20 protein-coding genes and 1 pseudogene are annotated in these 24,720 nt (G+C 42.2%); all 21 read right to left on the bottom strand.

The genetic code is table 11. The features are described from left to right. Positions 1–448: 448 nt before the first annotated feature. The 21 genes and pseudogenes from E5S68_RS01250 to E5S68_RS01140 all read right to left on the bottom strand — a co-directional run bounded on the left by E5S68_RS01250 (position 449) and on the right by E5S68_RS01140 (position 24,680). Positions 449–1,426, bottom strand: coding sequence for a hypothetical protein (locus E5S68_RS01250; protein ID WP_135782022.1), 978 nt, complete (start codon positions 1,424–1,426; stop codon positions 449–451). 597 nt (positions 1,427–2,023) lie between these two features. Then, a complete protein-coding gene (locus tag E5S68_RS01245; protein WP_135782021.1) occupies positions 2,024–3,202 on the bottom strand; it encodes an MFS transporter in 1,179 nt (392 codons plus the stop codon). 109 nt (positions 3,203–3,311) lie between these two features. After that, positions 3,312–4,490 (bottom strand): MFS transporter, encoded by a 1,179-nt coding sequence (locus E5S68_RS01240; protein ID WP_135782020.1) that lies wholly within the window; start codon positions 4,488–4,490, stop codon positions 3,312–3,314. A gap of 25 nt (positions 4,491–4,515) precedes the next feature. Continuing rightward, positions 4,516–5,388 carry an XRE/MutR family transcriptional regulator gene (locus tag E5S68_RS01235; RefSeq protein WP_135782019.1) on the bottom strand — a complete coding sequence of 291 codons (873 nt, stop codon included), beginning with the start codon at positions 5,386–5,388 and terminating at the stop codon, positions 4,516–4,518. Between the two features lie 4 nt (positions 5,389–5,392). Further along, positions 5,393–5,749 (bottom strand): annotated as a pseudogene (locus E5S68_RS10825) (hypothetical protein). Positions 5,750–5,957: 208 nt separating this feature from the next. Further along, positions 5,958–7,865: an ABC-F family ATP-binding cassette domain-containing protein gene (locus E5S68_RS01220; RefSeq protein ID WP_135782018.1), complete on the bottom strand. Its 1,908-nt coding sequence runs from the start codon at positions 7,863–7,865 to the stop codon at positions 5,958–5,960. 81 nt (positions 7,866–7,946) lie between these two features. Further along, entirely contained in the window at positions 7,947–8,318 is a 372-nt protein-coding gene (locus E5S68_RS01215; RefSeq protein ID WP_135782017.1) for a hypothetical protein, read from the bottom strand. Positions 8,319–8,320: 2 nt separating this feature from the next. Further along, complete coding sequence (locus E5S68_RS01210; RefSeq protein WP_135782016.1) at positions 8,321–9,040, bottom strand: matrixin family metalloprotease; 720 nt, start codon at positions 9,038–9,040, stop codon at positions 8,321–8,323. 226 nt (positions 9,041–9,266) lie between these two features. Next, entirely contained in the window at positions 9,267–10,079 is an 813-nt protein-coding gene (locus E5S68_RS01205; RefSeq protein WP_195563589.1) for a DNA/RNA non-specific endonuclease, read from the bottom strand. A 105-nt stretch (positions 10,080–10,184) separates the two neighbouring features. Next, positions 10,185–10,373 (bottom strand): DNA-directed RNA polymerase subunit beta, encoded by a 189-nt coding sequence (locus E5S68_RS01200; protein ID WP_135782014.1) that lies wholly within the window; start codon positions 10,371–10,373, stop codon positions 10,185–10,187. Then, positions 10,363–11,646, bottom strand: coding sequence for a UDP-N-acetylglucosamine 1-carboxyvinyltransferase (gene murA, locus E5S68_RS01195; protein WP_135782013.1), 1,284 nt, complete (start codon positions 11,644–11,646; stop codon positions 10,363–10,365). Before murA ends, E5S68_RS01200 begins: the two co-directional genes overlap by 11 nt. Before the next feature lie 66 nt (positions 11,647–11,712). Then, the gene (locus E5S68_RS01185; RefSeq protein ID WP_135782012.1) at positions 11,713–11,943 is read right to left on the bottom strand and encodes a DUF1146 family protein; all 231 of its coding nucleotides are present in this window, start codon (positions 11,941–11,943) and stop codon (positions 11,713–11,715) included. Positions 11,944–12,038: 95 nt separating this feature from the next. After that, positions 12,039–12,458: a F0F1 ATP synthase subunit epsilon gene (locus tag E5S68_RS01180; RefSeq protein ID WP_135782011.1), complete on the bottom strand. Its 420-nt coding sequence runs from the start codon at positions 12,456–12,458 to the stop codon at positions 12,039–12,041. 13 nt (positions 12,459–12,471) lie between these two features. After that, complete coding sequence (gene atpD, locus E5S68_RS01175; protein WP_135782010.1) at positions 12,472–13,878, bottom strand: F0F1 ATP synthase subunit beta; 1,407 nt, start codon at positions 13,876–13,878, stop codon at positions 12,472–12,474. Between the two features lie 88 nt (positions 13,879–13,966). Next, the gene (locus tag E5S68_RS01170; protein ID WP_135782009.1) at positions 13,967–14,848 is read right to left on the bottom strand and encodes a F0F1 ATP synthase subunit gamma; all 882 of its coding nucleotides are present in this window, start codon (positions 14,846–14,848) and stop codon (positions 13,967–13,969) included. A gap of 15 nt (positions 14,849–14,863) precedes the next feature. Beyond that, positions 14,864–16,369, bottom strand: coding sequence for a F0F1 ATP synthase subunit alpha (atpA, locus tag E5S68_RS01165; RefSeq protein WP_135782008.1), 1,506 nt, complete (start codon positions 16,367–16,369; stop codon positions 14,864–14,866). A gap of 15 nt (positions 16,370–16,384) precedes the next feature. Further along, positions 16,385–16,921 carry a F0F1 ATP synthase subunit delta gene (locus tag E5S68_RS01160; RefSeq protein ID WP_135782007.1) on the bottom strand — a complete coding sequence of 179 codons (537 nt, stop codon included), beginning with the start codon at positions 16,919–16,921 and terminating at the stop codon, positions 16,385–16,387. Continuing rightward, positions 16,921–17,415, bottom strand: a complete 495-nt coding sequence (atpF, locus tag E5S68_RS01155) for a F0F1 ATP synthase subunit B (protein WP_135782006.1) — start codon at positions 17,413–17,415, stop codon at positions 16,921–16,923. The genes E5S68_RS01160 and atpF overlap by 1 nt, the downstream gene beginning before the upstream one ends. A gap of 18 nt (positions 17,416–17,433) precedes the next feature. Next, positions 17,434–18,150: a F0F1 ATP synthase subunit A gene (gene atpB, locus E5S68_RS01150; RefSeq protein ID WP_135782005.1), complete on the bottom strand. Its 717-nt coding sequence runs from the start codon at positions 18,148–18,150 to the stop codon at positions 17,434–17,436. A gap of 32 nt (positions 18,151–18,182) precedes the next feature. Beyond that, on the bottom strand, positions 18,183–18,383 hold the full coding sequence (locus E5S68_RS01145) for a F0F1 ATP synthase subunit C (protein WP_023022742.1): 201 nt from the start codon (positions 18,381–18,383) through the stop codon (positions 18,183–18,185). A 267-nt stretch (positions 18,384–18,650) separates the two neighbouring features. Next, complete coding sequence (locus E5S68_RS01140; protein WP_135782004.1) at positions 18,651–24,680, bottom strand: ZmpA/ZmpB/ZmpC family metallo-endopeptidase; 6,030 nt, start codon at positions 24,678–24,680, stop codon at positions 18,651–18,653. Positions 24,681–24,720: the final 40 nt, after the last annotated feature.

Genomic DNA, 24,720 nt, shown 5'->3' with positions numbered 1-24,720 from the left:
CAAAGCAAGAGAACTTCTACTAAAAAAGAATGAAGAAAGCCTCACCAGTTCGATTGACTGAGAAGCTCATCATTGATGGTATGACATCACTTATTTTTATTTTACCAGAAAAAGATAGGAAAAGAGACCTGAAATTGCTTTCCGAAAACAGGTTTTCTCATCTAACTCTCCTTCACATAGAGTACAGATATACGCCTCATAGACTTACATCAATTCAGCAAGATTTTAGCTTGAAAGAGGTCCTTGAAAATCTCATGCTACTTTTCCCAAGAGCCACTAATTGATTCTAGGAGTTCAGGATTCCTCTGTTCGCTTTTAATCAGAATGTATGATTCCTCTCTCATTTTTTTAGCCAGAAAAAGATAGATGAGACAAAAAGACTCGAAGCACCATCACCTGCCTCGAGTCACTTTTTAGGATTATTTGTAGATTATCAGCCCCAATCCCTTTACCTGTAATTCATCTTCCATCCATCTTCAACAACGATTGGTGCAAGACTTCTCAAATACTTGATGAAGGGATAATAAGCTTCTATATATCTTTTTTTAATTTCAAAAACATAAGGCCGGCGACTTGAATAAAAGATAATCTTCATCTTGTAGCGATAAAAACTCTTTCTACGAACCCTAAACAGTTTGATTTCTTCAATGTCATCTACTGGCAGTATTTCAAAATCCATACCATAAAATACGAGAATGCCCTGGTGCACAAGGAGTTCCAGTTTTTTGTCACTATAGTCCGCATCTTTAATCAATTGGTCTGTATGAGAGGCATAGGCTGGAAATAAGGAATCAAACCGTCTAAACTTCCTGCGCAGTCGAAACATCAGACTGATAGCCTTTAAGGTAAAGAAGAAAGCAACAAGGGCAATAAATACAGGCTTGGCAAATAAATTCACCCGACTTTCCTCTTGCATTGATTTTAGAAGATGAGTCAAGTCGATACTAGAATTACCTTTTGAGAGAGCACTTTGATGGAATTTTTCTTCAAGCCTTTGTTTAAAAGACTGACTAATATGAACCACGTCACTTTTTTTCCGTCTTTTTTCCACCTCAGGAATCACTATAACACTTAGATAGAATCCACCTGATTCTAGTGGGTTATCTTGATTAGGAAATCTAGCTTTCATTTGAAGCAATGAATAGACCGTATGATAAGTTGCCTTCATGGCCGTAACGCCATATTCATGCTTAATTAAAAAGTATTGGGCCTCATCTGTTTTAACTGGAATTAGATCTATGTCCAATACTTTTACTGCCAAAACATCCTCACTATCTTTCGACTTATAAACGAAGCCTTGCTTATACAATTTTTGAGGGGGCTCAAGGGAATGTAAACCTGGTATTGCCTGAAAATAGCTATAAACCAGCAATCCTATCACCAATAACCAAATTCCTAATGATCTTCTAAATACATTTTTATTCATTTACATTTTCCTTCTTATCTGATGAAGAACTAGCAAACCGGTCCCAAGGAAACTTCATCCCTTCTGGTGACAAGTATACATGGTCTACTTCTCGTTAGTCAAACAAGACCATCTCCTTCTCATTTTCAACTAAACTTAATAAAAGAATCGATTGATCATATCCCTAGAACGAAAGGCTATCAAGCGACTCATAATCAAGTCCTTGCCGGGTCCCTATCATATATTCCCCACAACATGAAAATGGTCAACTGCCAAACTAGCTAAAATGAATTAGAAGGCATGATTCTCAAAACAAGAGAACTTATGCTATAAAAAGATTGGACAAAACTACTCCAGTCGGATAGACTGGGAAGCTAACCATCTCTAGTAAGGCATCACTTATTTAGATTTTACCAGAAAAAGCTCAGGATAGGAACCGGAAATTACTTTCCCAAAATAGGTTTTCTTTTTTACTCTTTTCTAAACCTCCCTTCCATCAAACTAAATACGGAAGAGTCAACTTTCTAAGAGGTCTCGCCATGAAAAAAAACCTTGAAAAAGTCTACCTTTTCAAGGTCTTTAACCTGGTATTTCCTGTAAAATATTGTAGCCTTCTCTCTAAACAGGAATATGACTAAATCGTTTAGCATAGACTGATGCAATCACTGAGAGTAGAATAACACCAGCTCCAATCAGGAGAAAGGATTCTACTCGAACACTAGGTAACCAGGTCATCAAGCCTTTTGCGATGGGCATAAAGAGAATGGCTAGGGTAAAAATGGTGCTTAAGACCCTGCCCAGATAGTCTCCTTCTACCTTGGTTTGAACCTGGGTAAAAAAGTGGATGTTAAAAATCGTCATAAAGAGTTCACAGACCAAATTTCCAGAAAAGGAAAGAAGATGCGGAAGGGGCAAGCCCATCATGAACACTCCCACTCCTGTTAAAATCAATAAGAAGAGAAGCATCTCCATGCTTGATTTAAATTTATTAGCAATCAAGGCTCCGATGATGGAGCCAATAGCCCCCAAAGTTAAGAGGGTCGCATAAGCGCCCTTGACCCCGTAGAGTCGATTGGAAAATGGAAGTAAAAACTCAAAAGCTGCAAAAAAGAAATTGACGCTGGAAGCCACCAAGAGAAGGAAGAAAATCTCTTTCTGATGCCAGATATAGTGCAATCCATCCTTGATATCCGAAAAAATATCTTTTCCCGTAAGCCCTTTCTTTTCTTGAACTTTGGCTTCTTCTTTCGGAAGGAATGCCACTAGGACAAAGGCGATGAAAAAGGTCAGCGCATCTAGTAAGAGGGTAGCATGGAGACTGGCAAATTGTAAAACAAGGAAAGAGAACACAGGTGAGCTAACACCGACAACCTGTAAGACCAACTCCAAGCGGGCATTATAGGTCACAATCTCGTCCTTCTCTACGACCTCAGTGATGATGGCTTTGTTGGCCGTACGAGAAAATGCAAAGGCAATGGCCTGAACAATATTGGCAACAATCAGGGCTGCAATCATCCAACGATCGTTCCTGATAAAAGAAATCGCCAAACAAAGAAGACCACACACCAAGTCGGTCGTCATCAAAATCTTGCGACGGGAAAAACGGTCTGAGATCACGCCTCCAAATGGATTGACTAGAATGGAGGTGACAAGTTCAGAAATTTGATAAATCCCCAACACTGTCTTTCCTATAGTCCCCATCGAGGCCAGCCAGACACTGTTCCCATAATCATAGAGCATATTTCCCATTCTATTGATCGCCCCACGAGCAATTAATTGGACTGCGTGTCGATTCATAAAAAAACCTCCTTCATTTTCTGAAACTATTGTATCAGTTCATGAAAGAGGTTTTCATTTTGTCCCCTATTTGGGAAAATTAATAAATTACAATTTTATAAAAGGATCCCTACTGTTCTTTTGATTGAAGCTGCTTAGCTACTAGCTGAGCCAAGAGTGAAAAGAGAATAACTCCAGCTCCAATCAGGAGAAAGGATTCTACTCGGACACTTGGCAACCAAGTCATCAAACCTTTGGCGATGGGCATAAAGAGAACAGCCAAAGTATAAATCGTACTCAAGACTCTCCCCAGATAATCATCTTCCACCTTGGTTTGCACTTGAGTAAAAACGTGAATGTCGAAAATGGTCACAAAAAATTCACAGACCAGATTTCCCGACAAGGAAAGATAAGTCGGAAGAGGCAAGCCCATCATGAACACTCCTACACCTGCCATGATAAGTAAAAACAGGAGAATTTTCATACTTGATGTAATTTTATTGGCAACAAGTGCTCCTAGAATAGATCCAATAGCTCCCAATGTTAAGATGGTCGCATAAGCCCCCTTGCCCCCGTAGAGTCGATTGGAAAATGGAAGTAAAAACTCAAAAGCCGCAAAAAAGAAATTAACGCCGGAAGCTACCAACAAGAGAAAGAAAATGTCTTTCTGATGCCAGATATAGTCTAACCCCTCCTTGATATCAGAAAAAATATCTTTCCCCGTAAACTGTTTCTTTTCTTGAACCTTTGCTACTTCTTTCGGAAGGAATGCCACTAGGACAAAGGCAATGAAAAAGGTCAGCGCATCTAGTAAGAGGGTCGCATGGAGACTGGCAAATTGTAGAACTAGGAAAGAAAACACGGGAGAACTGACACTAACAACTTGTAAGACCAGCTCCAAGTGCGCATTATAGGTTACAATCTCTTCTTTCTCCACAACTTCTGTAATAATGGCTTTATTGGCAGGTCGAGAAAAACCAAAGGCAATGGCCTGAACAATATTAGCAACAATCAGAGCCGCAATCATCCAACGATCATTTCTGATAAAAGAAATCGCCAAACACAGGAGACCACACACCAAGTCGGTCGTCATCAAAATCTTGCGACGGGAAAAACGGTCTGAAATCACCCCTCCAAAAGGATTCACGAGGATCCCTGTCACTAACTCAGAAATCTGATAGATTCCTAATACCGTCTTTCCTATAGTCCCCATTGAGGCCAGCCAGACACTATTCCCATAATCATAGAGCATATTTCCAATTTTGGTAATCGCTCCACGACTAATTAATTGGACCGCATGTCGGTTCATAAAATCTCCCTTATCTCTCCCTTATTTAGGAACATTCATCTATTACAAATTTATCATAGTGTTCTTGATAGTAAGCTACCTGCTCTGGAAGACCTAGCACATCAAAAATATGCATAACCTCTTGCATTTGCTGACGCCCTTCTTCTGTTTGCCCCTTCTGATAGAGAGCAAATCCCTTGAGATAATGAAAGACATTGCGTTCGTAGAGTTTGATGCTCTTGCCAATAATTTTATCCACGTAGACTTCAAAATAACTAGCATTTTCAAAAGAACGGTGTTCTAAACAATGCTGGTAACAATTGAGGGCTAGAATCAAGACCAGTTTTCGATGGCGACCAATTTCCTTGTAGAAATCTTCCCGCTCCATCACTTCTCTACCAAGCCGAGTGACATAATCCACATCATAAAAGCTATAAAGATTGCCAAAGAGGATCAACTCATACATGGTCCATTCTTCCGTTTGAAAGAGATAATCTGCCACCTTTTCCAGATCACTTTGCTTCATCGTGTAGCTGGCATCTCTCTGGCAAATCAGCCCTTGTAACAAAATCCAGTTCAATTCAAAATAGAGGGGATTGGTCGAGCGTTTAGCCTTTTCAAGTTGTTCTCCTTGAAGCCTTTGAAAACCAGCAATATCATTTGCATAGTAAAGCGGAATAATCTGAGCCATCAAGGCCACATGCTCATGGTGTTGGAAATTTCTAGCCTTATCCATAAAATTTTCAATCGACACATGGATATTGTCTAATATCTCAAAGAAGCGAGACGTAGCAAGATCCGACTCCCCCAATTCAAAACGGGATAACTGGGAGGTCGAGCAAGCTTCTCCCGCAGCTTCTTTTAACGAATAATTTTTGCTGATTCGAAATTCACGAAAAACTTTGCCTAAATCTTCCATTTGATTACCACTTAAATTCCTTTAAGTACCTTTCTAACTCTTGCAAGTATCCTTCGTAGAATCCATGTTCTTCTTTAACGGAAAAATCTAATTGTCTTAAGTAAGAAATCAGCCAATCAACCAATAGATCATACTGATGAAGAGGTAGGCGTTTCATCTGCTCTTCAACAAAAGAAATGGCCTCTGCAAAGCGCTACTCTTCTAAAACTTGCTGAAGATAGTGATTCCCGTTGATGAGTTTTCCTTCCTCATCCTCGTACTGCCCCAAATCTAAATTCTGAATCTGTAGGCGCAAAGTTGTACCAATTATATCGGCTACACCTTTAATCTGCTTCATAAACCAATCATTTTCAGTCGTCATAATGTTCTCCTTAGGCAAATTAGAAAACTACACTTTCTCCGCTAATTCTTCCCATTCTAGCATGGCTTCTTCTTAGGTGGCAGTCAGCTGGTCGATTTGCTACTGGCTCTCCATGAGTTCGCCGGTTTCATTGGTGGTCTGCAGCTTCTTTCAATGAATAATTTTTACTGATTCGAAATTCACGAAAAACTTTGCCTAAATCTTCCATCTATTCCACCTGCTCTGACAGTTCTGCCCACTCTTCCATGACCGCTTCCTGCTGGACAGTCAGTTGGTCCAGGTCACTCTGGAGTTGAACTAAGTCGGCTGCATCATTGGTGCTATGCATGGTCTCAGTGATGGCTTGGATTTTTTGATCCAGCTCTTCCATCTCTGCTTCCAATTGCTCAATGCGACGGGTGATTTTGCGGAGTTCCTTTTGATTTTGCTTTTGCAAGTGATAATCATTGCTGGTGACTTCTTCCGTTGAAGAAGCGGGCTCAGCTTCTGCTTGCGCTGCAGCAAGGGCCTCTAACTCTGCTTTTTTCTCCAGATAATAATCATAGTCTCCCAGATAAAGGGTCGAGCCCTCTTCTGAGAGTTCTAAGACTTGGGTCGCTACCCGATTGATAAAGTAGCGGTCGTGGCTGACAAAGAGCAGGGTCCCATCAAAATCAATCAAGGCATTTTCCAGTACTTCCTTGCTATCGATGTCCAAGTGGTTGGTCGGCTCATCTAGAATCAAGAAGTTATTATTCTCCATAGAAAGCTTGGCTAAGAGCAGGCGCGCCCGCTCTCCTCCCGACAGCATGCCGACGGTTTTCTTGACATCGTCCCCTGAGAAAAGGAAAGCTCCTAGGCGATTGCGAATTTCCACTTCTGGTGTCAGTTTAAAGTCATTCCAGAGCTCATCCAAGACACTGTTATGAGGGGTTAGTTTACTTTGGGTCTGGTCATAGTAGCCCACCTCGACATTGGCTCCAAAACGGGCTTCCCCCTTGATGAAAGGAATCTGCCCGACAATAGACTTGATAAGAGTAGATTTCCCGATCCCATTTGGTCCTACAATAGCGACCGCATTCATCTTACGGATATCCAGATTGATCGGCTCGGACAGGATTTGATCATCATAGCCGACAGCCGCCTCTTCTACTGTCAAAACAACATTGCCAGAGGCCTTATCAGAATGGAAGGTCATATGGGCAGACTTGGTCCCAGCTTCAGGCTTGTCTAGACGCTCCATTTTTTCCAACTGCTTGCGTCGAGACTGGGCCCGTTTGGTGGTCGACGCCCGCACCAAATTGCGATTGACAAAGTCTTCCAGAGCAGCTATTTCTTTTTGTTGCTTCTCGTAGTTCTTGGCTTCGGTCAGAAGCTTTTGTTCTTTTTGTTCCACAAAGCTGGAGTAATTGCCGACATAGCGGTCCAAAGAATGCTTGGTCAAGTCCAGTGTAATGGTAGCGACCTTATCTAGGAAATAGCGGTCGTGACTGACAATGAGAAGGGCCCCACTATAATTGACCAGGTAGTTTTCCAACCAGGCAATGGTCTCAATATCCAAGTGGTTGGTCGGCTCGTCCAGTACCAAAAGATTTGGTTTTTCTAAAAGCATCTTGGCCAGAGCCAGACGGGTATTTTGCCCACCAGACAGCTCTTCAATCTTCATCTGCCACATGGACTCATCAAACTTGAAGCCATTTAGAATAGCGCGGATATCTGCCTCATAGGTGAAGCCACCAGCCTGACGGAATTCTTCCGATAGACGGTCATAATCCTGCATGAGCTTTTCTAAGTCAGCTCCAGTTTTTTCCCCCATCTCAAGCTCCATCTGCCGTAAAGTTTTCTCCGTCTTACGGAGAGAGTCAAAGACATGGAGCATTTCATCGTAGATGGTATTGGATGACTCAAAGCGGCTATCTTGAGCTAGATAAGAGAGGGAAAGGTCCCGTTTTTTATTGATTTCCCCAGAAGTCGGCTCTTCTTCTCCCACCAAGATTTTTAAGAGCGTCGACTTGCCAGCTCCATTCTTTCCGACCAGGGCAATCCGGTCCCGTTCATCCACTTGCAGGCTGATATTATCAAAAAGAACCTCCCCTGCAAAAGAGCGTTCAATTTTGTTGGCTTGTAAAATAATCATAGTTTCATTGTACCTTACTTTTGACAAATTGACAATTGAAGAAAAGGCCAAACGCTAGACGCGCTTGACCTTTAACTATTTTTAAACGACTGAGACATTGGAAGCTATTTGACTGTACTGATAGGCTAGGAAAAGCCCGATGCCAATCACCAGCAAAAACAAGCCCCATTTGATGACTCCCTTCACAAAGCGAATCACAAGCAGGATAATCATGGAGCCAATCAGCCAAGTAATGGCCGAATGGGAGAAGAAAGCTTGAACAGCTTCCTTATTGTCCCCGAAAAATTGACGGACTCCCTCAGGAGCATAGTTTTCCCAAGCCTGTTGAATGCCTAATTCATGGGAAATTGCTTGACCTTTTTGGGATATCCAAAGAAAGATTCCAGAGTTAAACACGAAGAGTGCCACTTGTTCTGGAAAGGTTCGAATAAGATACAGTATGCGTTTGATCATCCTTACTCCTTGTATAGTTGACGAACAGCTTGGATATCCATTTCTTGAATGCTGTAAAAGGAGCCCGCTGACTGCATGACTGATTCTTCTTCATTGTGATCGAGACCAATAGCATGGCCTAATTCATGCTCAGCTGTGTTGACAATCCGTTGATTGGAGTAGCCATATTTCCAGCTCAATAAATAGTGGCGATTGAGACGGACTGTCACCTTCTGAAATCGATTGGTTAAAACATTGGTTTGGGATTCGGCCTCGCCTGCTGCCGAAACCGTCGCATCATCCATCTGCGTCAAGATAACATCAGCCTCCTCTTCTGTTTTGACAAACTGAAAGGTAAAGGCTCCTGTCTGATTCCAGGCTTTTACCGCTTCTTGATAGGCACGAACAAAGGCCCTATCAATCGTAGGATCTATATAAACTGTTGCCTTGGGTTGGTCCCAGCGGGCTCCTGTAGCAGTATGACCATCCGTGGTCACTCCATCCTGGGCTGTTTGATCACTAGGACTACCAAAGCTCCCGTCTCTATTGAGATAGGCTTCTACCTGGTTAACAACCGTCTCTACAGCCCGACTGACTCCATCCATCCCCTTACCAGTTTTACCAGAGAAAAAAAGGATCCCGACCATCAAGGCAAAGCTAAGGGCAAGTGTCCAAAATAATCCCCAAAATAGACTCCAAATGGCTCGAATCATAAACCGAATCATTGAAAAAATTGTTTTCACAAGCCCCTCCTTTCGTCCGGAAGACCTCTCATGTAGATCTTATAAGAATACTATTCTATCATAGTTTTCTTAAACAATCCTAAAGAAAGATTCAATTCAGTCAAAAAGGCTTGGTCAGAACGAATTCACATCCAAGTAGTTCCTTCTGACCAAGGCTTATGAGTCGTTTTAGAATAGAAAAGAGAAGGACTAAAACAACCTTTAACCTTCTCTCACCTACTAATCATCACTGATAAACTGTCACTTGACCTGTTTCATAGTCTAAACTAATCCCACTTTGAACATTTGGTACAAAAACGTTAAACTCTAGACTTCCATCTCTAGATTTTGCTTCAATTTGACTACCGACAGGAACTAAATCCTGTTCTGTAGCATAATGGAGGGTCACCCGGTAGCGGACCCGCTTATTTTTGTCTAATGCTTTGCGAACGAGGGTTTCATAATAATTTTGACCAGTAGAGTCTCTATCACGCGCTTGGTTAGCCCAAGCTGTTTGGACAGCTATATTCTTTGGATTACTGGTTGAAGCATCAAAACCATCCAGTTTTCCTATCAAGGCATAACCCAAAAGATGGCCTCGATCAACCGCATGGTCATATTCGCCAGCTAAATTAGTCACTTGGTGCCAACCAGCTGGCGTCCAATCTATGTCCATTTGTTCTCTTTTTTGGTATTGACGAGTCGCCTTGGTCATCAAAGCGTTGGCAACCGTAGGAATTTCTCGTCCTTTTACTGTTTTTGTCTTGGTATCTGCATAAGGGAGACTCGCAACATCCGCATCCAGATTAGTTTTGTTCTGATTTATGATGAAAGCTCCTGCTTCGTTCCACTGAATGCTCTTACCCAGTTTCGCACGAACACCATCCGTCAGAACACTCTCTGCTAGTTCTTTACTTGGTGTTACTTCTTGACTCGAAGTGACAACCGTTTGAACTTGAGAGTGACTAGCGATTGGCTGGGGTTGACTAAAATAATACCCGCCGATTGAGAGAGCTGCAGCTACCACCAAGCCTAGTAAGGTTTGTCCCGATTTTTTCATTTTAAGTGGTTTTTGTTGATCGTTTGCCACAATGGTTTCCTCTATTTCTACTGAATGGGAAAGAGCCTGGGATTACAATCTCAAGCTCCTCTTTTTGATAAATAGTTACTTACCTGTAAATTTCTGTAGGATTTCCTTCCAAGTTTCTGTTGAAAGGATGGCCCAAGGGTCTTTACCATTTCCAATCACCCCGTAGCCAATGACCAGACCAAGGGCAAAGACAATGACTAAGATAAAGACAACAAGTAAAACGATGCCTAGTTGTTTCCCGATTGCTTTTAATTTAGTTTTCATCATCATCTTCCTTCACACGACGTACATCTGCTCCAAGAGCCACCAATTTCTCATGGAATTTAAAATATCCACGGTCAAGGTGTGTTAACTTGCTCACTTTGGTTTCTCCCTCAGCTACAAGCCCCATTAAAATCAAGGTCGCACTAGCACGCAAGTCTGTCGACATCACTTCAGCCCCTTGTAAGCTAGCTCCACCTTGAATGCGGGCTGTATCTCGCATGATATCTGAGTGTAAGCCCATCCGACGCATTTCTTCTAAGTGTTGGAAACGATTCTCAAAGACCGTTTCAATCATAGTAGATTCCCCAGAAGCCATAGCCATCAAGGCTGTAAATTGGGCTTGCATATCTGTCGGGAAGCCTGGATAAGGCAGGGTTTTTACCGTCACTGGTTTCAATTTAGAGATATCTGAGCGAATGCGAATACCATTTTCTTCTTCCGTTACCTCAACACCCATTTCTTGCATCTTAGAAAGAAGAGGGCGGTTGTGTTCCCAAATAGCATCTTCAATTAAAACGTCACCACCCGTCATGGCTGCACCAACCATGAAGGTTCCTGCTTCAATTCGGTCTTGAACAACATTGTGAACCGCTCCATGCAAGCGATCTACCCCAACAATCGTCAAGGTTTCTGTTCCAGCTCCACGCACCTTAGCGCCCATTTTATTTAAAAGAGAAGCCAAATCCACAATCTCAGGTTCGCGGGCTGCATTTTCGATAACAGTGGTGCCTTCTGCTAGTGTCGCTGCCATCATGATATTTTGGGTGGCACCTACAGATGGGAAATCCATATAGATATGCGCCCCATGAAGACGATCTGCTTTTGCTTCAATATAGCCCGCGGTTTGAGTGATCTTAGCCCCCATAGCTTCCAAGCCCTTCAAGTGCAAATCGATTGGACGACTACCAATGGTACATCCACCCGGCATGGAAACTTTGGCATGACCATTCCGAGCCAAGACAGGGCCTAAAACGACGATCGAAGCTCGCATCTTGCTGACATATTTGTAAGGCGCTTCTTCTGTTAATGGTTGAGTCGCATCAACGACTACTGTATTGGTCTCCTCATCAAACGTAACTTGAGTGTTCAAGCCACGAACGACATTATTCATTGTAAAGACATCAGATAAAACAGGAACATTGGTCAAGGTCGTTGTTCCTTCACTGGCCAAAACAGATGCTGCTAAAAGGGGAAGGACTGCATTCTTTGCTCCTTCAATCTTTACAGTTCCAACTAGGCGATTTTGACCACCATTTACAATAATTTTGTCCATACTCGTTATTACTCCATTTCATTCAGTCACGACTACTATCATACCATAAATTCATTAAAAAAGAAGCTAAAAGTTTCCATTGAAGAGATGTCGACTGAATTCATAAACACTAATAAAAAAGCTACTAGTCAAGTATCCCAGACTGATACTGATGAATAATATTAGAAGCCGAATTTTCACGGCTGTACCGGCAGTCACCTTTAAAAAACGCTCCCACTGAACCACCGTTGAAAGAAGGTGGTAGGCAAAAGAAATAAACAATAAGTGGCTACAAAAAGTAAATATCATCTGAATCATACCCCTATTATACCATAAGAACTCTCCCCTTTTCTTCTTCATACCATCCTTCGAGGACAAAAAAAGAAGTCGATCCAATCAACTTCTTTTTACTTTTATAATCGATTTCCGACATTAATCCGGTTAATAGCGCGTTGAAGGGCAATTTTTGCACGACGCTCCATATCAACTGAATGTTGATCTTTGGCTTCTTCAAGGGCTTTTTCAGCACGCAATTTTGCACGCTCAGCACGGCTAATATCAATGTCTCGAGCGCGTTCCGCCGAATCCGCTACGATGGTAATGACATTATCTGCCACTTCGATAATCCCACCATTCACGGCGATCCAATCAATGTGTTTTTCGTCATCGATCCGACGGACCTTCACTTGGTCTACAGCCAAAACCGCAATGGTATTGATATGACGAGGTAAAATCCCTAATTCACCATCAATTGTCTTGACAGATACAAATGCGGCACGATGATCATAAACCAGTCCATCCGGTGTAACGATTTGGACGTTCATTTGACTCATCTTTCACCTCTTCTTAGAATCCCATTTTCTCAGCTTTAGCAATCACATCTTCGATCGAACCGACACCACGGAAGGCATCCTCAGGCAAGTGGTCATGCTTTCCATCCAAAATTTCCTTAAAGCCACGAACAGTTTCTGCAACCGGTACATAGGAACCTGGTTGACCAGTAAATTGTTCCGCAACGTTAAAGTTTTGAGACAGGAAGAACTGAATGCGACGAGCACGAGCTACCAAGGTCTTTTCATCATCAGACAATTCATCCATTCCTAAGATAGCAATGATATCTTGCAATTCATGGTAACGTTGAAGGACGCGTTTGACCTCAGAAGCCACTGCATAGTGCTCTTCTCCTACGATGTCTGGAGAAAGGGCACGAGAGCTAGATGCCAATGGGTCCACAGCAGGGTAAATCCCCAATTGAACCAATTTACGTTCCAAGTTGGTTGTAGAGTCCAAATGGGCGAAAGCTGTTGCTGGGGCAGGATCTGTATAGTCATCGGCTGGCACATAAATGGCTTGGATTGATGTAACAGAACCTTTCTTGGTTGAGGTAATCCGTTCTTGCAATTGTCCCATTTCAGTTGCCAAAGTAGGTTGGTAACCAACGGCTGATGGCATCCGTCCCAAAAGGGCTGATACTTCTGAACCAGCTTGGGTGAAACGGAAGATATTGTCGATGAACAAGAGAACGTCCTGACCTTCAACATCACGGAAGTATTCCGCAATGGTCAAACCAGTAAGAGCTACACGCATCCGTGCTCCTGGTGGTTCGTTCATTTGTCCAAAGACCATGGCTGTTTTTTCGATAACGCCAGATTCCTTCATTTCCCAGTAGAGGTCATTCCCTTCACGAGTCCGTTCTCCAACTCCTGTAAATACAGAGATCCCACCGTGCTCTTGGGCAATGTTGTGGATCAATTCTTGAATCAAGACGGTCTTCCCAACTCCGGCACCACCGAAAAGGCCGACCTTCCCACCTTTCAGGTAAGGGGCAAGGAGGTCAATGACCTTGATCCCTGTTTCAAGAATTTCTTCTGAAGTAGAAAGCTCATCAAAGGATGGAGCTTTTTTATGAATCGATTCACGAGGAGCATCTTCTGGAAATGCTTCTTCCAAGTCAATGGTGTCTCCTAAGACGTTAAAGACCCGTCCAAGAGTTTCTTTTCCAACAGGCACAGAGATTGGACGACCAGTGTCCAATACTTCCATTCCACGAGTCAAGCCATCTGTTGATTCCATGGCAATGGTGCGAACAACACCATCCCCAAGTTCAAGAGCTACTTCAAGAACGACTTTTGATTTTTGTTGGTCATTTTTATAGACTACAAGCGCATTATTTATCTCAGGGAGTTTATCACCCGCAGCAAAAGCTACGTCAACGACAGGACCTACAACCTGAGAAATTTTGCCTAAACTCATGTCATTCTCCTATTCTATTAAGTTTCTAAGCTTGTTAATACATACCATCAAGCTTAATTTTGTATTGTTAAAATGTGCATCGAATCAACTACTCAAGCGCACTCGCCCCTGCAACAATTTCCGTAATTTCTTGCGTAATGGTTGCCTGACGAGCTCGGTTGTATTGAATGGTCAATTCATCAATTACCTTCTTGGCATTGTCTGTTGCTGTTTGCATAGCCATCATACCAGCAGCATTTTCAGCTGTTTTTGCATCAATAATGGCTCCATAAATCATACTTTCCGCAAACTGTGGAAGCAATTGATCCAAAATCGCATCGCGGTCTGATTCCAACTCCAGATTCAAGATATAATCTTCATCTGCTTGCTTGGGGTCCAAGTCAATAATCGGAAGCATTTGCTCTACCCGCAACTGACTAGTCAAACTGTTGACATGGTGATTATAACAGACATACAATTCATCAAACAATTCATTTTGATACATTTGGACCGTCTTATTAATAATCTTCCGTACTTCATCAAAGCTTGGTTGATCGGCTAGACCACGAAGTTCATAAACCGGCTGGATGCCTCTTGCTCTAAAGAAATCTGCCCCAATACTTCCAATACAGATGACCTCAAAATCCTCACCTGTTGGATGGTATTCTTCCTTTAGTTCCATGACAGACTTAAGAATAGATGCATTGTAGCCTCCAACAAGTCCACGGTCTGACGTAATCACAATATAGGCTGTCTTTTTTACAGGGCGACTCTTTAAAAATGGATGGTACTTAGCATTCTCAGCCTCGTGTCCATGTAAGAGGTCTGTCAATAGTTTACGAACCTTAGATGCGTAAATTTGGAAGTCCTTTGCAGCTTGCTCAGACTTCCCAAGTTTGGCAGCAGATACCATCTGCATAGCATTCGTAATTTGACTGGTATTCTTTGTCGATGCAATTTTATTTTTGATATCATTTAAAGAAACTGCCATCTGCCACTCCTATTTCTATTTGAAACTTGATTGGTTGACAAAGTCAGTAACCACTGCATCCATTGTTTCTTCACTTGGAAGATCTTTGGTCGTACGAATGGTTTCATAGATTTCTGGATGATGCGCTTCTACAAAGGCAAACAATTCCTCTTCAAAGCGAAGGATATCATCAACTGGTACACTATCCAAGAATCCATGTGTCAAAGCATACAAGATCACCACCTGTTTTTCAACAGTTAATGGTTCATGGACCGGTTGCTTCAAGACTTCTACAGTCCGGCGACCACGGTTCAACTTGGCTTGAGTAGCAGCATCCAAGTCACTACCAAACTTGGTGAAGGCTTCCAACTCACGGTAGGAAGCTAGGTCGATACGGAGAGTCCCCGCAACCTTCTTCATGGCCTTGATTTGGGCTGATCCACCAACCCGTGATACAGATGATCCCGCATCGATGGCTGGACGAATTCCTGAGTTAAAGAGGCTATCTTGCAAGAAGATTTGGCCATCTGTAATCGAAATCACGTTAGTAGCGATATAAGCGGAAATATCCCCTGCTTGCGTTTCAATAATTGGAAGCGCAGTAATGGAACCGCCTCCCAATTCATCCGATACTTTCGCAGAACGTTCCAATAAACGGCTGTGAAGGTAGAAGACATCCCCTGGAAAGGCTTCACGTCCTGGCGGACGACGAAGAAGAAGGGACAATTCACGGTAGGCTACGGCTTGTTTTGACAAATCATCATAGACGATCAAAACATGTTTACCGTTATACATGAACTCTTCTGCCATAGCAACCCCAGCATAAGGTGCCAAATAAAGCAATGGAGACGGTTGAGAAGCCGAAGCGGTTACCACAATCGTATAATCCATAGCTCCGTATTTACGGAGAGTTTCTACTTGCGTCCGAACTGTTGATTCTTTTTGTCCAATCGCTACATAGATACAAATCATATCTTGATCCTTTTGGTTCAAGATGGTATCGATAGCAATCGAGGTTTTCCCTGTTTGACGGTCTCCGATGATCAATTCCCGTTGGCCTCGTCCAATTGGAACGAGGGCATCAATGGCTTTCAACCCAGTTTGTAGAGGCTCTGATACAGATTTCCGTTGCATAACACCAGGAGCTGGTGTTTCAACTGGACGGAATTTATCTGTCACGATTTCTCCCAAGCCATCCACTGGCTGACCTAGAGGATTGACAACCCGACCAATCAAGGCATCCCCGGCAGGGACTTCCATGATTTTACCAGTCCGACGAATCGAGTCTCCTTCACGAATATCCGTAAAGTCTCCAAGGATGATAATCCCGACATCTGTCGTTTCCAAGTTTTGCGCCATCCCGTATGAGCCGTTTTCAAAGATCAACAACTCACCACTCATTGCATTTTCAAGGCCATGAGCACGCGCAATCCCGTCACCAATGTAGGTTACAACACCTGTCTCAGTGACGTCAAAATTTGGCTGGAAATTTTCAATTTGTTGCTTAATTAAAGCGCTGATTTCTTGTGCGTTAATCGCCAAAATTCACACCACTTTCTATTTCAAATTTGCTTTTATGACTTGCAATTGACGTTTGAGACTAGTATCAAGCGTCTTGTGATTTGCTGAAACCACAAAACCACCAATCAAATCTGGATCCAATGTTTCTTTTAGAGAACGAACTTGAATACCAAATTTCTTTTCAATAATAGGGATCAACTTCTCTTTTTGAGTCTGATCGAGTCCTGCAACCGAAGATACGGTTACTTCGAAACAGTTGCTCACCTGTTGAATTTGCTCCATACTAACTCTGACAATATCATAAAATAAGGCTTCACGATGATTGAGAATAACCACTTCAATCAAATGGTCTAGTAATGCTGAATCCGAGTTTTGGAAAAGTCGCAGACTCTTCGCCTTCTCTTCATCCTCTACACCGATATGAGCTAAAAATGCAGCAAGGCCTGTTTCTTCAAAAACAGCCTTAATTTGACTTAATTTTTCATAAACGTCATCTTGCTGATTCTTTTCAAATACCAATTGAACAAAAGGCTGGGAATATTTCTCAATTACCATTAATTGCTTTTTGTCCATTAGGCATCTCCTAATTCATTTAGGTAGCGATCAATCAGTTGGCGATGGCCTTCAGAGTCCAACTGTTGGCTTAGCAATTTACCTGCCAAGTTGACGGTTAGGTCTGCCACATCGCCTTTGATACTGTTCAATGCTTCTTCTTTGTTATGCGCAATTTCTTGTTGCGCTTTTTCTTTCAAACGTACTGCTTCTTGAGTGGCTTCTGAAAGAATCTGAGATTTGTTCTTTTCTGCAGTTTCCTTTGCATTTTCGACGATAGACGCAGCTTCTTTGCGGCTACCTGCCAACTCTTCTTCACGTTTACTTGCTAGTTCCTCAGCTTTTTGACGAGCTGCTTCTGCTTCATCAATATCATTGGTAATTTTTTCAGCACGCGCATCCAAAATACTGGTAATATTGCCCCAAGCATATTTCTTTACTAAAAAGATTAGTAATAGGAAGGAACCAGCGATCAGAATAAAGTCACCAATAATGGTACCAATAGTTAAATCCATCTTCTACTCCTCCTCTACTTACTCTTCCTCACCGTTTATTTTTTTACCAATGTACATCGAAGACAACATGGTAAATACATAAGCTTGGATACATGAAATGAAAATCGAAAAGGCTGTCCATAACATGCTTCCAACAAAGGCTGCTGGATACCAATAAAAGGCCAGTTGCGACAAGCTTAGTAACAAGGATGCTAAGACTTCACCAGCAAAAATATTCCCGTAGATCCGAATCGCTAAGGATGCAAAATTAGTCACCTCTTCTAGGAGGTTCATTGGGGTCATAAATCCTGGTGTTGCAAAAGCCTTCAAGTATTCCTTAATGCCTCGGCGACGAATTCCTTCCACATGAGCAATCAGGGTGATCAAAAATGAAAGAGATAGGTCATATCCAAGGTTAGCCGTTGGGGAAGTCCATAAGTTATAACCGTTTGTTGTCTGAATTTTTGCCATCAAGCCAATATTATTGGCTACCAAGATAAAGAGAAAGAGAGAAAACAAAAATAAAGAGTAATCCTTCATATAATGTTCCCCAATGTTTCCCTTGGTAAAACCGATAACAAAATCATAAATCATCTCCAGAGCATTTTGCTTGCCCTTTGGACGAAGGGTCATTTTGCGACTTGCCCAATAGACAAAGGCAAAGACCGTCAAAACAGTTACAAGAGACATGGCAAGTAGGGTCAAATCAAAGGATACTGGTCCAATATTTAGGGTTGGATTCACACTTTCTTCCAAGGTTTGACACCTCCTTTTCTAAATAGAGTTGTCTATTTAATAACGAAGGCCATGGCCAAAGTTACAAAGAAAGTACCTTCGACAAAGGCAACACCAAGAATCAAGAGACTACGCAATTGACCAATAATTTCTGGTTGACGTGATGCAGATTTGAACAGATTGCTCATCATCAAACCTTCCGCAAGTGACACACCAAAACAGGCTAAACAAAGACCTAAAAATGTTAAATTCATGATGAATTCTCCTTAAATATATTTTACTCCCCTAGTTTACTCCTAAAAGATATAATAGTCAAATGTTTGCATAGAAAGAAAACGTTTTATAGCAATTCTGTCAATACTTTCAAAATTCCTCTTATCACTAGCTTTCAAAAGATTCTAATCATTTTTAGACACTTTGTCTATTTTTATTTTCAATAAAAATTTATACTATTTTTATCAGGAGGAGACCTAATTTTACCAAACATAAAAACTCACCTGCTCAGCAGATGAGTTCTTCGATTATTTGAAAATCGAGGTTTTGAAACTGTCCGTTTCTTGCAGCAATTTCTTAAAGATTTTTTCTTTCAGTGAAACAGTATTGTCAAATTTGACAGAACCGTTACTTAGGGTAGCTTTATCTTTATCAACTGCTTCAGCAAATGCACGTTTCAAGTCTTCATAGCTATTGTAGGTTTTACCATCGATGTCAATAGCCTGAATTCCATTTTTGGCACTTGTTACAACTTCATTGAAGTAAGCTTTCTTCCAATCTTCAAGGTTGTTAAATCTTCCTTCAGAAATTTTCTGAATAACGAAATCATCTCCTAGAGTGGCAAGTCCAGCTTGTTTGGACTCTTGTTTATACTTGTTCGAAGCATATCCTAGGAAGCCTTTTTCATAGCCATAGTAACCCCAAATTCTGAAGGTATTGTGTTTGAAGGACATAGCTCCAGGAGCCCCTTCACTGGTGTTCCCACCATAGATACCTGTCATCATCGGCACAGTCACATAGGCTGAACCAAAGTCAGATGGATTATAGACGCCATTTCCAGGACCACGGTTGGTCATGAAATTATTGGTGATGAGGTCATCTACTGTGTTTAAAGCAATCGCTTTTTCCTCATCACTCAACGGTCGAACCTTATCGAATTGATTCTTGGTGTTCGCTCCTCGGTATTGTTTATCAACCTTCTTGAACCAAGCATTGTTTAAGTCCTTGCTATGTTTATCCAATACAGCTTCCCCTTCTAGGTAATCCAGAAGCATGAGAGTGTCATTATAGCCCTTCATGTAACGATCAATTTCGTCACGTGATTTAAGGTCATTTGGATTAGTGTTATACCATTGATTTCCATCGTTTGGACGTTCATAAGCCATGTTGAGACCTAGGGCTTTGTACTCACCATTTGGATTTGATACTGACGGAGTTTGGAGCATCCCTTGGGCAAAGGCTTCAATATCAGTTCCTTCTCGGTGTCTCCAACCACCCAAGTAAACCATACGGTCATTGACGTGCGTCGTTTCGTGGGTAAAAGCAGAAACCCCAAAGTCACTGATCATATCCGTCACCATGAAGAAGACAGAATCATCTTTATATGGGTTTCCGTAAATTCGCGCCACTGCTCCCATCCGCCAATCTGTCGCATGGTAACGATCGGTAGGCCCGTACAATTCACGGATTGGAGCGATGTCTTTGCCACTGTTGGTATGTCCATAACGATCTGTACTAATGCCTTTGTAGTTTTGGTTATCAAGAACAGGAGTCGGCACCATATTATTACTCTTCAAGAGTCGATTGCGAACCTTATCCGTTGCTAGACGCGACCAGAAATCTAGGTAATTTTGTTGCCCTTTTGCGACCTTATCAATTTCCGACTTGAAGGCATTTCGTTCCGCTTCAGTGTTCTTACCATATTTCTCGAAGGAACTATAAGCCATTGTATTGTAGGTTGAAATCAAGAACATATGGGCATCTTTTAAGTTCAAGAGTGGCAAGATCATTTTACCATGCACATCGTTATTTAAGCCTTCGTATGCTCGATGTTTCTTATCGGCAAACTCAGGAGTTGTTGTTTTTGGCTCTACAATATAGACATTGTCTTTGGTTGCTTTGATAAACCAATCATTCAAGTCTGTATCGCTTGTAAAGAGTTCCATGTTGTATTTCAGGAAGTCATTTAGATTACCGGAAAGAGTATGTTTAGCTACTACTTCTCGGAAAGCATCGTGTGTACGAGTTCCTTTGATATAGTCTTCTTTTGAACCGATTTCAATCAAGCGGTCTAAGACATCAACATTCTTACCATAGAAATCTGGTTTAAACAACATGAGTTGCTTGAGATGGACATCATCAAATTTCACTCCGTAATAACGGTTGAGATAAGAGAGACCCAAAAGAACTGCCGCCTTGTTATCTTCAATTTTCTTGATGAGTGCCCGTTTGGCAGCCTCATCCGTGTTCAATTGATGGTCCTCATTTTCAACCAACTGTTTCACAAAGTGAGTCAAATTATCCTTCACCTCTTTGAAGGATTCTTCAAGATAAAGGTTCTTAATAGCATTGACTTTGTTAGGTCCTGTTCTACCTAGGTGCGTGTAGATTGGGTCAGATTGTAATTCGACTGGATTTAATGTTCCAACAATGGCACTAATGAGATCGCTCCGGTCTTTGTCAACCAAATTCGGCGTGTAGACCACTTCACCGAGCTCCGCCACACTGTACTCTTTGACTTGTTTGACCTTAGAGTCTTTTGGCGTAATGCTAAAAACATCTTTTGTCTTATCTGCATAATGGATTAGGATACGGTCGGCATCAGCTAATTCGGTTACAAAATCATTGCCCTTCATGGCCGTCACAGACAAGACTTCCTTGGTCAGGAGAGGACTACCCGTAGCCAATTTATTTCCTTGGTCAACAATCCATTCTTTGTTATAGAATGGTTGCAATTTTGCAATATTGCGGTAAGCAAGTTCGCGAGCGGCATCGTAGCCATCAATTGCCTTGTATTGATCGTCTTTGTTGACAAGGTTATTGAGCCTATCTTCAATCGGTTTGTCACTGGTGAATGTAGCAGCAGTGATTCCCATTGCTTCAATTTTCTGCTCAGCTTCTGCAAGGGAAATGCTAGGGATTTTACGGGAGTTGTTATAGGTTTTCTTACCTTCACTCACGTCCTCCACACTGTAATTCCGTTTAGTTCTTGAGTAGGTGAAGTAGTCGTCCGCATCAATATCCGAGTGACCAAAGACCATCTCACCTGTTTTGACTTTCATCATGGTGATGTTGTCTTCAATGGCACCCAAGGCCCAGTTGGTCCCTAGTAATCCACCAGACTGAACAGCTTCTTTCAGTTCGATCGAACCTTTAGCAACTGAATTTCTGAGGACCCCTTCTTTACCTACTGTATGGTTATTTCCACCATTTTGAGAGGAGTAGACTAGCCCTGCAGCTTTTGCCTTATTCCCAGTCATTTCAGCATCAACGTAGGCTTTTTCAACGACACCCTTCCAGTTTTCTCCTAGGACACCCGCTAAATAACCACCTTTATTGCCAGCAGCGTGCAGTTTACCGATAAAGGCAACATTACTTACCTTCCCACTACCATCAATTTTATTGATAATACCAGCTACGTCATTGTTCCCGACAACACTTCCTGTTACTTTAACATTTTCAACAGTTGCATTATTTTTGATAACACCTGCGATTGGTGCTACTCGATCTGTCCCAGGTAGGTCAATATTGACATTTTCAAGCAAGAGATTCTTAACCGAGCCACCTTCGATGTTCCCAAACAGTGGTCTCGTAATATTATGGATAGCAAATTTGTTACCTTCTGTACTTTCCAATGTCCCCTTAAAGGCATTGGTGACATAGGATTTTCCTGCTGCTTGTACGTTCGCCGCATTCATGTTGCTACCCAGCTTAAAGGTCGCAGTCGGATTGGCCTGCATGGCTTTTACAAGTTCGTCGAAATTGTAGTAGACATCTCCGTCATGGGCTTTTGGCTTCGCAATGTAGTGGACATAGTCTTCGCTGAACTGTTGATCTGCTGTTCGTTGGATAAGATCAGGTGCTTTAGCAGTAACCTTGTATAATGCTTTTCCATCAATTGTGACTTCTTCAATTTTATCAACAGCCAGTTTTGTGATCTTATTATCATGGGTTGTAACCTTTAAGTAATAAGGTTTCACATCTGAAGGTGTTTCGGACAAGAGGCTACGATCGGTCTCAAGGCCTTGGTCATCCACGCTAATCAGACTAGTTTCCTTGATGTTTTTGACTTCAACTTTTTTAAGGTCAAGTCTTAGTGGTTCTTCCTTGAGAACCTCTTCTTCATCCCCATTTCCACGATCATAGACCATGGTTGTTGCGAGCGTATAATCCTTGTAGTAGTCTAAATCTGCTAAAGCAGCTGCCAAATCAGACTCTGAAAGGGCAAAAGTTTTCACGACTTGATCGCCTTTTTTCAACACCGCCTGGATGGACTTGATGGTCACACCCTCTGGTTTTTCTAAATGATAGCTAGCTTTGGCACTGCGCTTCAATTCTTCCTTATCGACCTGGGTCAAGGTCAAGGTTGGCTTGTCTAGTTCTTTGGTCCCTTTTTGAATAATCCGATCTTGGGCTTGTTCAACGACTTCCTCCGAAACCGTTGGAGCATCCGCAGTTTTTACACCTTTAATGGTCTTATAGACCTTGGTGATTTTCTTCTTCCCATTTTTTCCTGCTTGAGAGACCCTTTCGTTTCCTTTTAGCAGGGTGGCATCTTGTTCTGTTACCGTCTTAAATGGAATTTCCTCAAAAGCAACTTCCTCTGTTTGGCCGTCAATAGCTTTGGTCCCACGACCAATTTTTTCTGTCACAGGAGCTTTTACCGTTTCAGTTGCTGTGCTGAGAGGCTCTCCAACTTTCTCGCCATTGACCGTTTTATAGACACGGCGAATTTCCTGGCTACCTGCCTCTCCTTTTTGAAGGATACTTTCTTCATCAGTATAGCGGTTCGCATCTGATACATACTCGGTTTCATATGGAAGGACCACCGTTTCTGTTTCTGTAACTGTCCCTTCCGTTATTTGGTAAACTGGATTCTCAGGTTGAATTGGAGCTTCACCAACATGGCCTTCTTCCTGCGTCCCCTTAGCTTCAACGACACCGGTATAGGCTGGATTCTCTGGTTGTACAGGAGCTTCACCAACATGGCCTTCTTCCTGCGTCCCCTTAGCTTCAACGACACCGGTATAAGCTGGGTTCTCAGGTTGAATTGGAGCTTCACCAACATGGCCTTCTTCTTGCGTCCCCTTAGCTTCAACGACGCCGGTATAGGCTGGATTCTCTGGTTGTACAGGAGCTTCACCAACATGGCCTTCTTCCTGCGTCCCCTTAGCTTCAACGACACCGGTATAGGCTGGGTTTTCTGGTTGTACAGGAGCTTCACCAACATGGCCTTCTTCTTGCGTTCCCTTAGTTTCGATGACACCAGTATAGGCTGGGTTTTCTGGTTGTACAGGAGCTTCACCAACGTGACCTTCTTCTTGCGTTCCCTTAGCTGTTACGACTGGATTTGGTTGGGGCGTTGGGTGGGCTTCTTCTTGTGTTCCAACCCTTAGGACTTGAGGGACTGGTTCTATCGTCACAGTACTTTCAAGTACTGTCCGAACCTCTTTGCCTTCGACTAGACTTACTTGCGTTAAAATGGTCCGCTCCCCATTTTCGCCAGGAGTCAACACTTTGGTCTGGCCTTTGGCGAGTGTAGCATCAGGTTTTTCAACCACTTCAAATGGAATGACTTCCGTAGATACTTCAACTCTTGGCTTTTCTACGATAGGAAAGGCTGGTCCGACCTCTGGAGTGACACGCGAGCTTAGATCTATCTTTGGAGTAGAAGTGATAGTCTTGAGCTGTCCAGGCTCATTTTTTTGATTTCTCTGATCACCAGGAGACAACTGTTCAGTTACTTTAGGAGTCGACGGGTAGCGAAGATAACCAATATAGTCATAGCCATCAATCTCAATCACACCCTTGGCAAGTTCTTGGCTAGATGAAACAGAAAGGGTTTGATTATAAGAACGCAAGACCTGATTCTGTAAAGCAGTGGCTTCCATCGATAGGAAAAGGCTCTGCCCCATAGTCCCAATCAAAAGAACCCCCATCACTTTCTTCCGGTGTTTTTTAGAGAGTAAAAGAACAGCAAATGAAGCACTGGCTAGACTAAGTCCAACTAATGCTACTTCAGTGGTTCCAGTTTGTGGAAGAACCTGTGGAGCACTTCCTTTCTTTTTATAAACTAGATAAAGAGTATCCTCATTTTGATATTCCTCAGGGATAGCATGAATTAGCTGTGCCTGCTCTTCAGCTGTCAGTTCCTCTTCTGTCACATAGCCAAAATGAACATTGGCATTTTGAGAGACCTGATCTGCTTGAACAGGACGGACTCCTAGCATACTTCCAGCCAATAAAAAAGCTCCGATTGCAACCGGTCCGACGCCAACCGATAATTTGCGAATCGAGTACTTAGTAATCTTTTCAAAGCTTTGTTTTGTTTTTTTCATCCTTTAACTTCCTACATAGTAATATTTGCATCCTATAGAA

Origin of the sequence: Streptococcus rubneri (assembly GCF_004785935.1) — a bacterium.
Taxonomy (GTDB): Bacteria; Bacillota; Bacilli; order Lactobacillales; family Streptococcaceae; genus Streptococcus; species Streptococcus rubneri.
Note: the sequence above shows the minus strand (reverse complement) of the source record. Positions and strands in the feature narration are given on the sequence as shown.

Coding starts and splice junctions, on each gene's coding strand:
- E5S68_RS01250 (WP_135782022.1), bottom strand. CDS start 1,426: ATGAATAAAAATGTATTTAGAAGATCATTAGGAATTTGGTTATTGGTG.
- E5S68_RS01245 (WP_135782021.1), bottom strand. CDS start 3,202: ATGAATCGACACGCAGTCCAATTAATTGCTCGTGGGGCGATCAATAGA.
- E5S68_RS01240 (WP_135782020.1), bottom strand. CDS start 4,490: ATGAACCGACATGCGGTCCAATTAATTAGTCGTGGAGCGATTACCAAA.
- E5S68_RS01235 (WP_135782019.1), bottom strand. CDS start 5,388: ATGGAAGATTTAGGCAAAGTTTTTCGTGAATTTCGAATCAGCAAAAAT.
- E5S68_RS01220 (WP_135782018.1), bottom strand. CDS start 7,865: ATGATTATTTTACAAGCCAACAAAATTGAACGCTCTTTTGCAGGGGAG.
- E5S68_RS01215 (WP_135782017.1), bottom strand. CDS start 8,318: ATGATCAAACGCATACTGTATCTTATTCGAACCTTTCCAGAACAAGTG.
- E5S68_RS01205 (WP_195563589.1), bottom strand. CDS start 10,079: ATGAAAAAATCGGGACAAACCTTACTAGGCTTGGTGGTAGCTGCAGCT.
- E5S68_RS01200 (WP_135782014.1), bottom strand. CDS start 10,373: ATGAAAACTAAATTAAAAGCAATCGGGAAACAACTAGGCATCGTTTTA.
- murA (WP_135782013.1), bottom strand. CDS start 11,646: ATGGACAAAATTATTGTAAATGGTGGTCAAAATCGCCTAGTTGGAACT.
- E5S68_RS01185 (WP_135782012.1), bottom strand. CDS start 11,943: ATGATTCAGATGATATTTACTTTTTGTAGCCACTTATTGTTTATTTCT.
- E5S68_RS01180 (WP_135782011.1), bottom strand. CDS start 12,458: ATGAGTCAAATGAACGTCCAAATCGTTACACCGGATGGACTGGTTTAT.
- atpD (WP_135782010.1), bottom strand. CDS start 13,878: ATGAGTTTAGGCAAAATTTCTCAGGTTGTAGGTCCTGTCGTTGACGTA.
- E5S68_RS01170 (WP_135782009.1), bottom strand. CDS start 14,848: ATGGCAGTTTCTTTAAATGATATCAAAAATAAAATTGCATCGACAAAG.
- E5S68_RS01160 (WP_135782007.1), bottom strand. CDS start 16,921: ATGGACAAAAAGCAATTAATGGTAATTGAGAAATATTCCCAGCCTTTT.
- atpF (WP_135782006.1), bottom strand. CDS start 17,415: ATGGATTTAACTATTGGTACCATTATTGGTGACTTTATTCTGATCGCT.
- E5S68_RS01145 (WP_023022742.1), bottom strand. CDS start 18,383: ATGAATTTAACATTTTTAGGTCTTTGTTTAGCCTGTTTTGGTGTGTCA.
- E5S68_RS01140 (WP_135782004.1), bottom strand. CDS start 24,680: ATGAAAAAAACAAAACAAAGCTTTGAAAAGATTACTAAGTACTCGATT.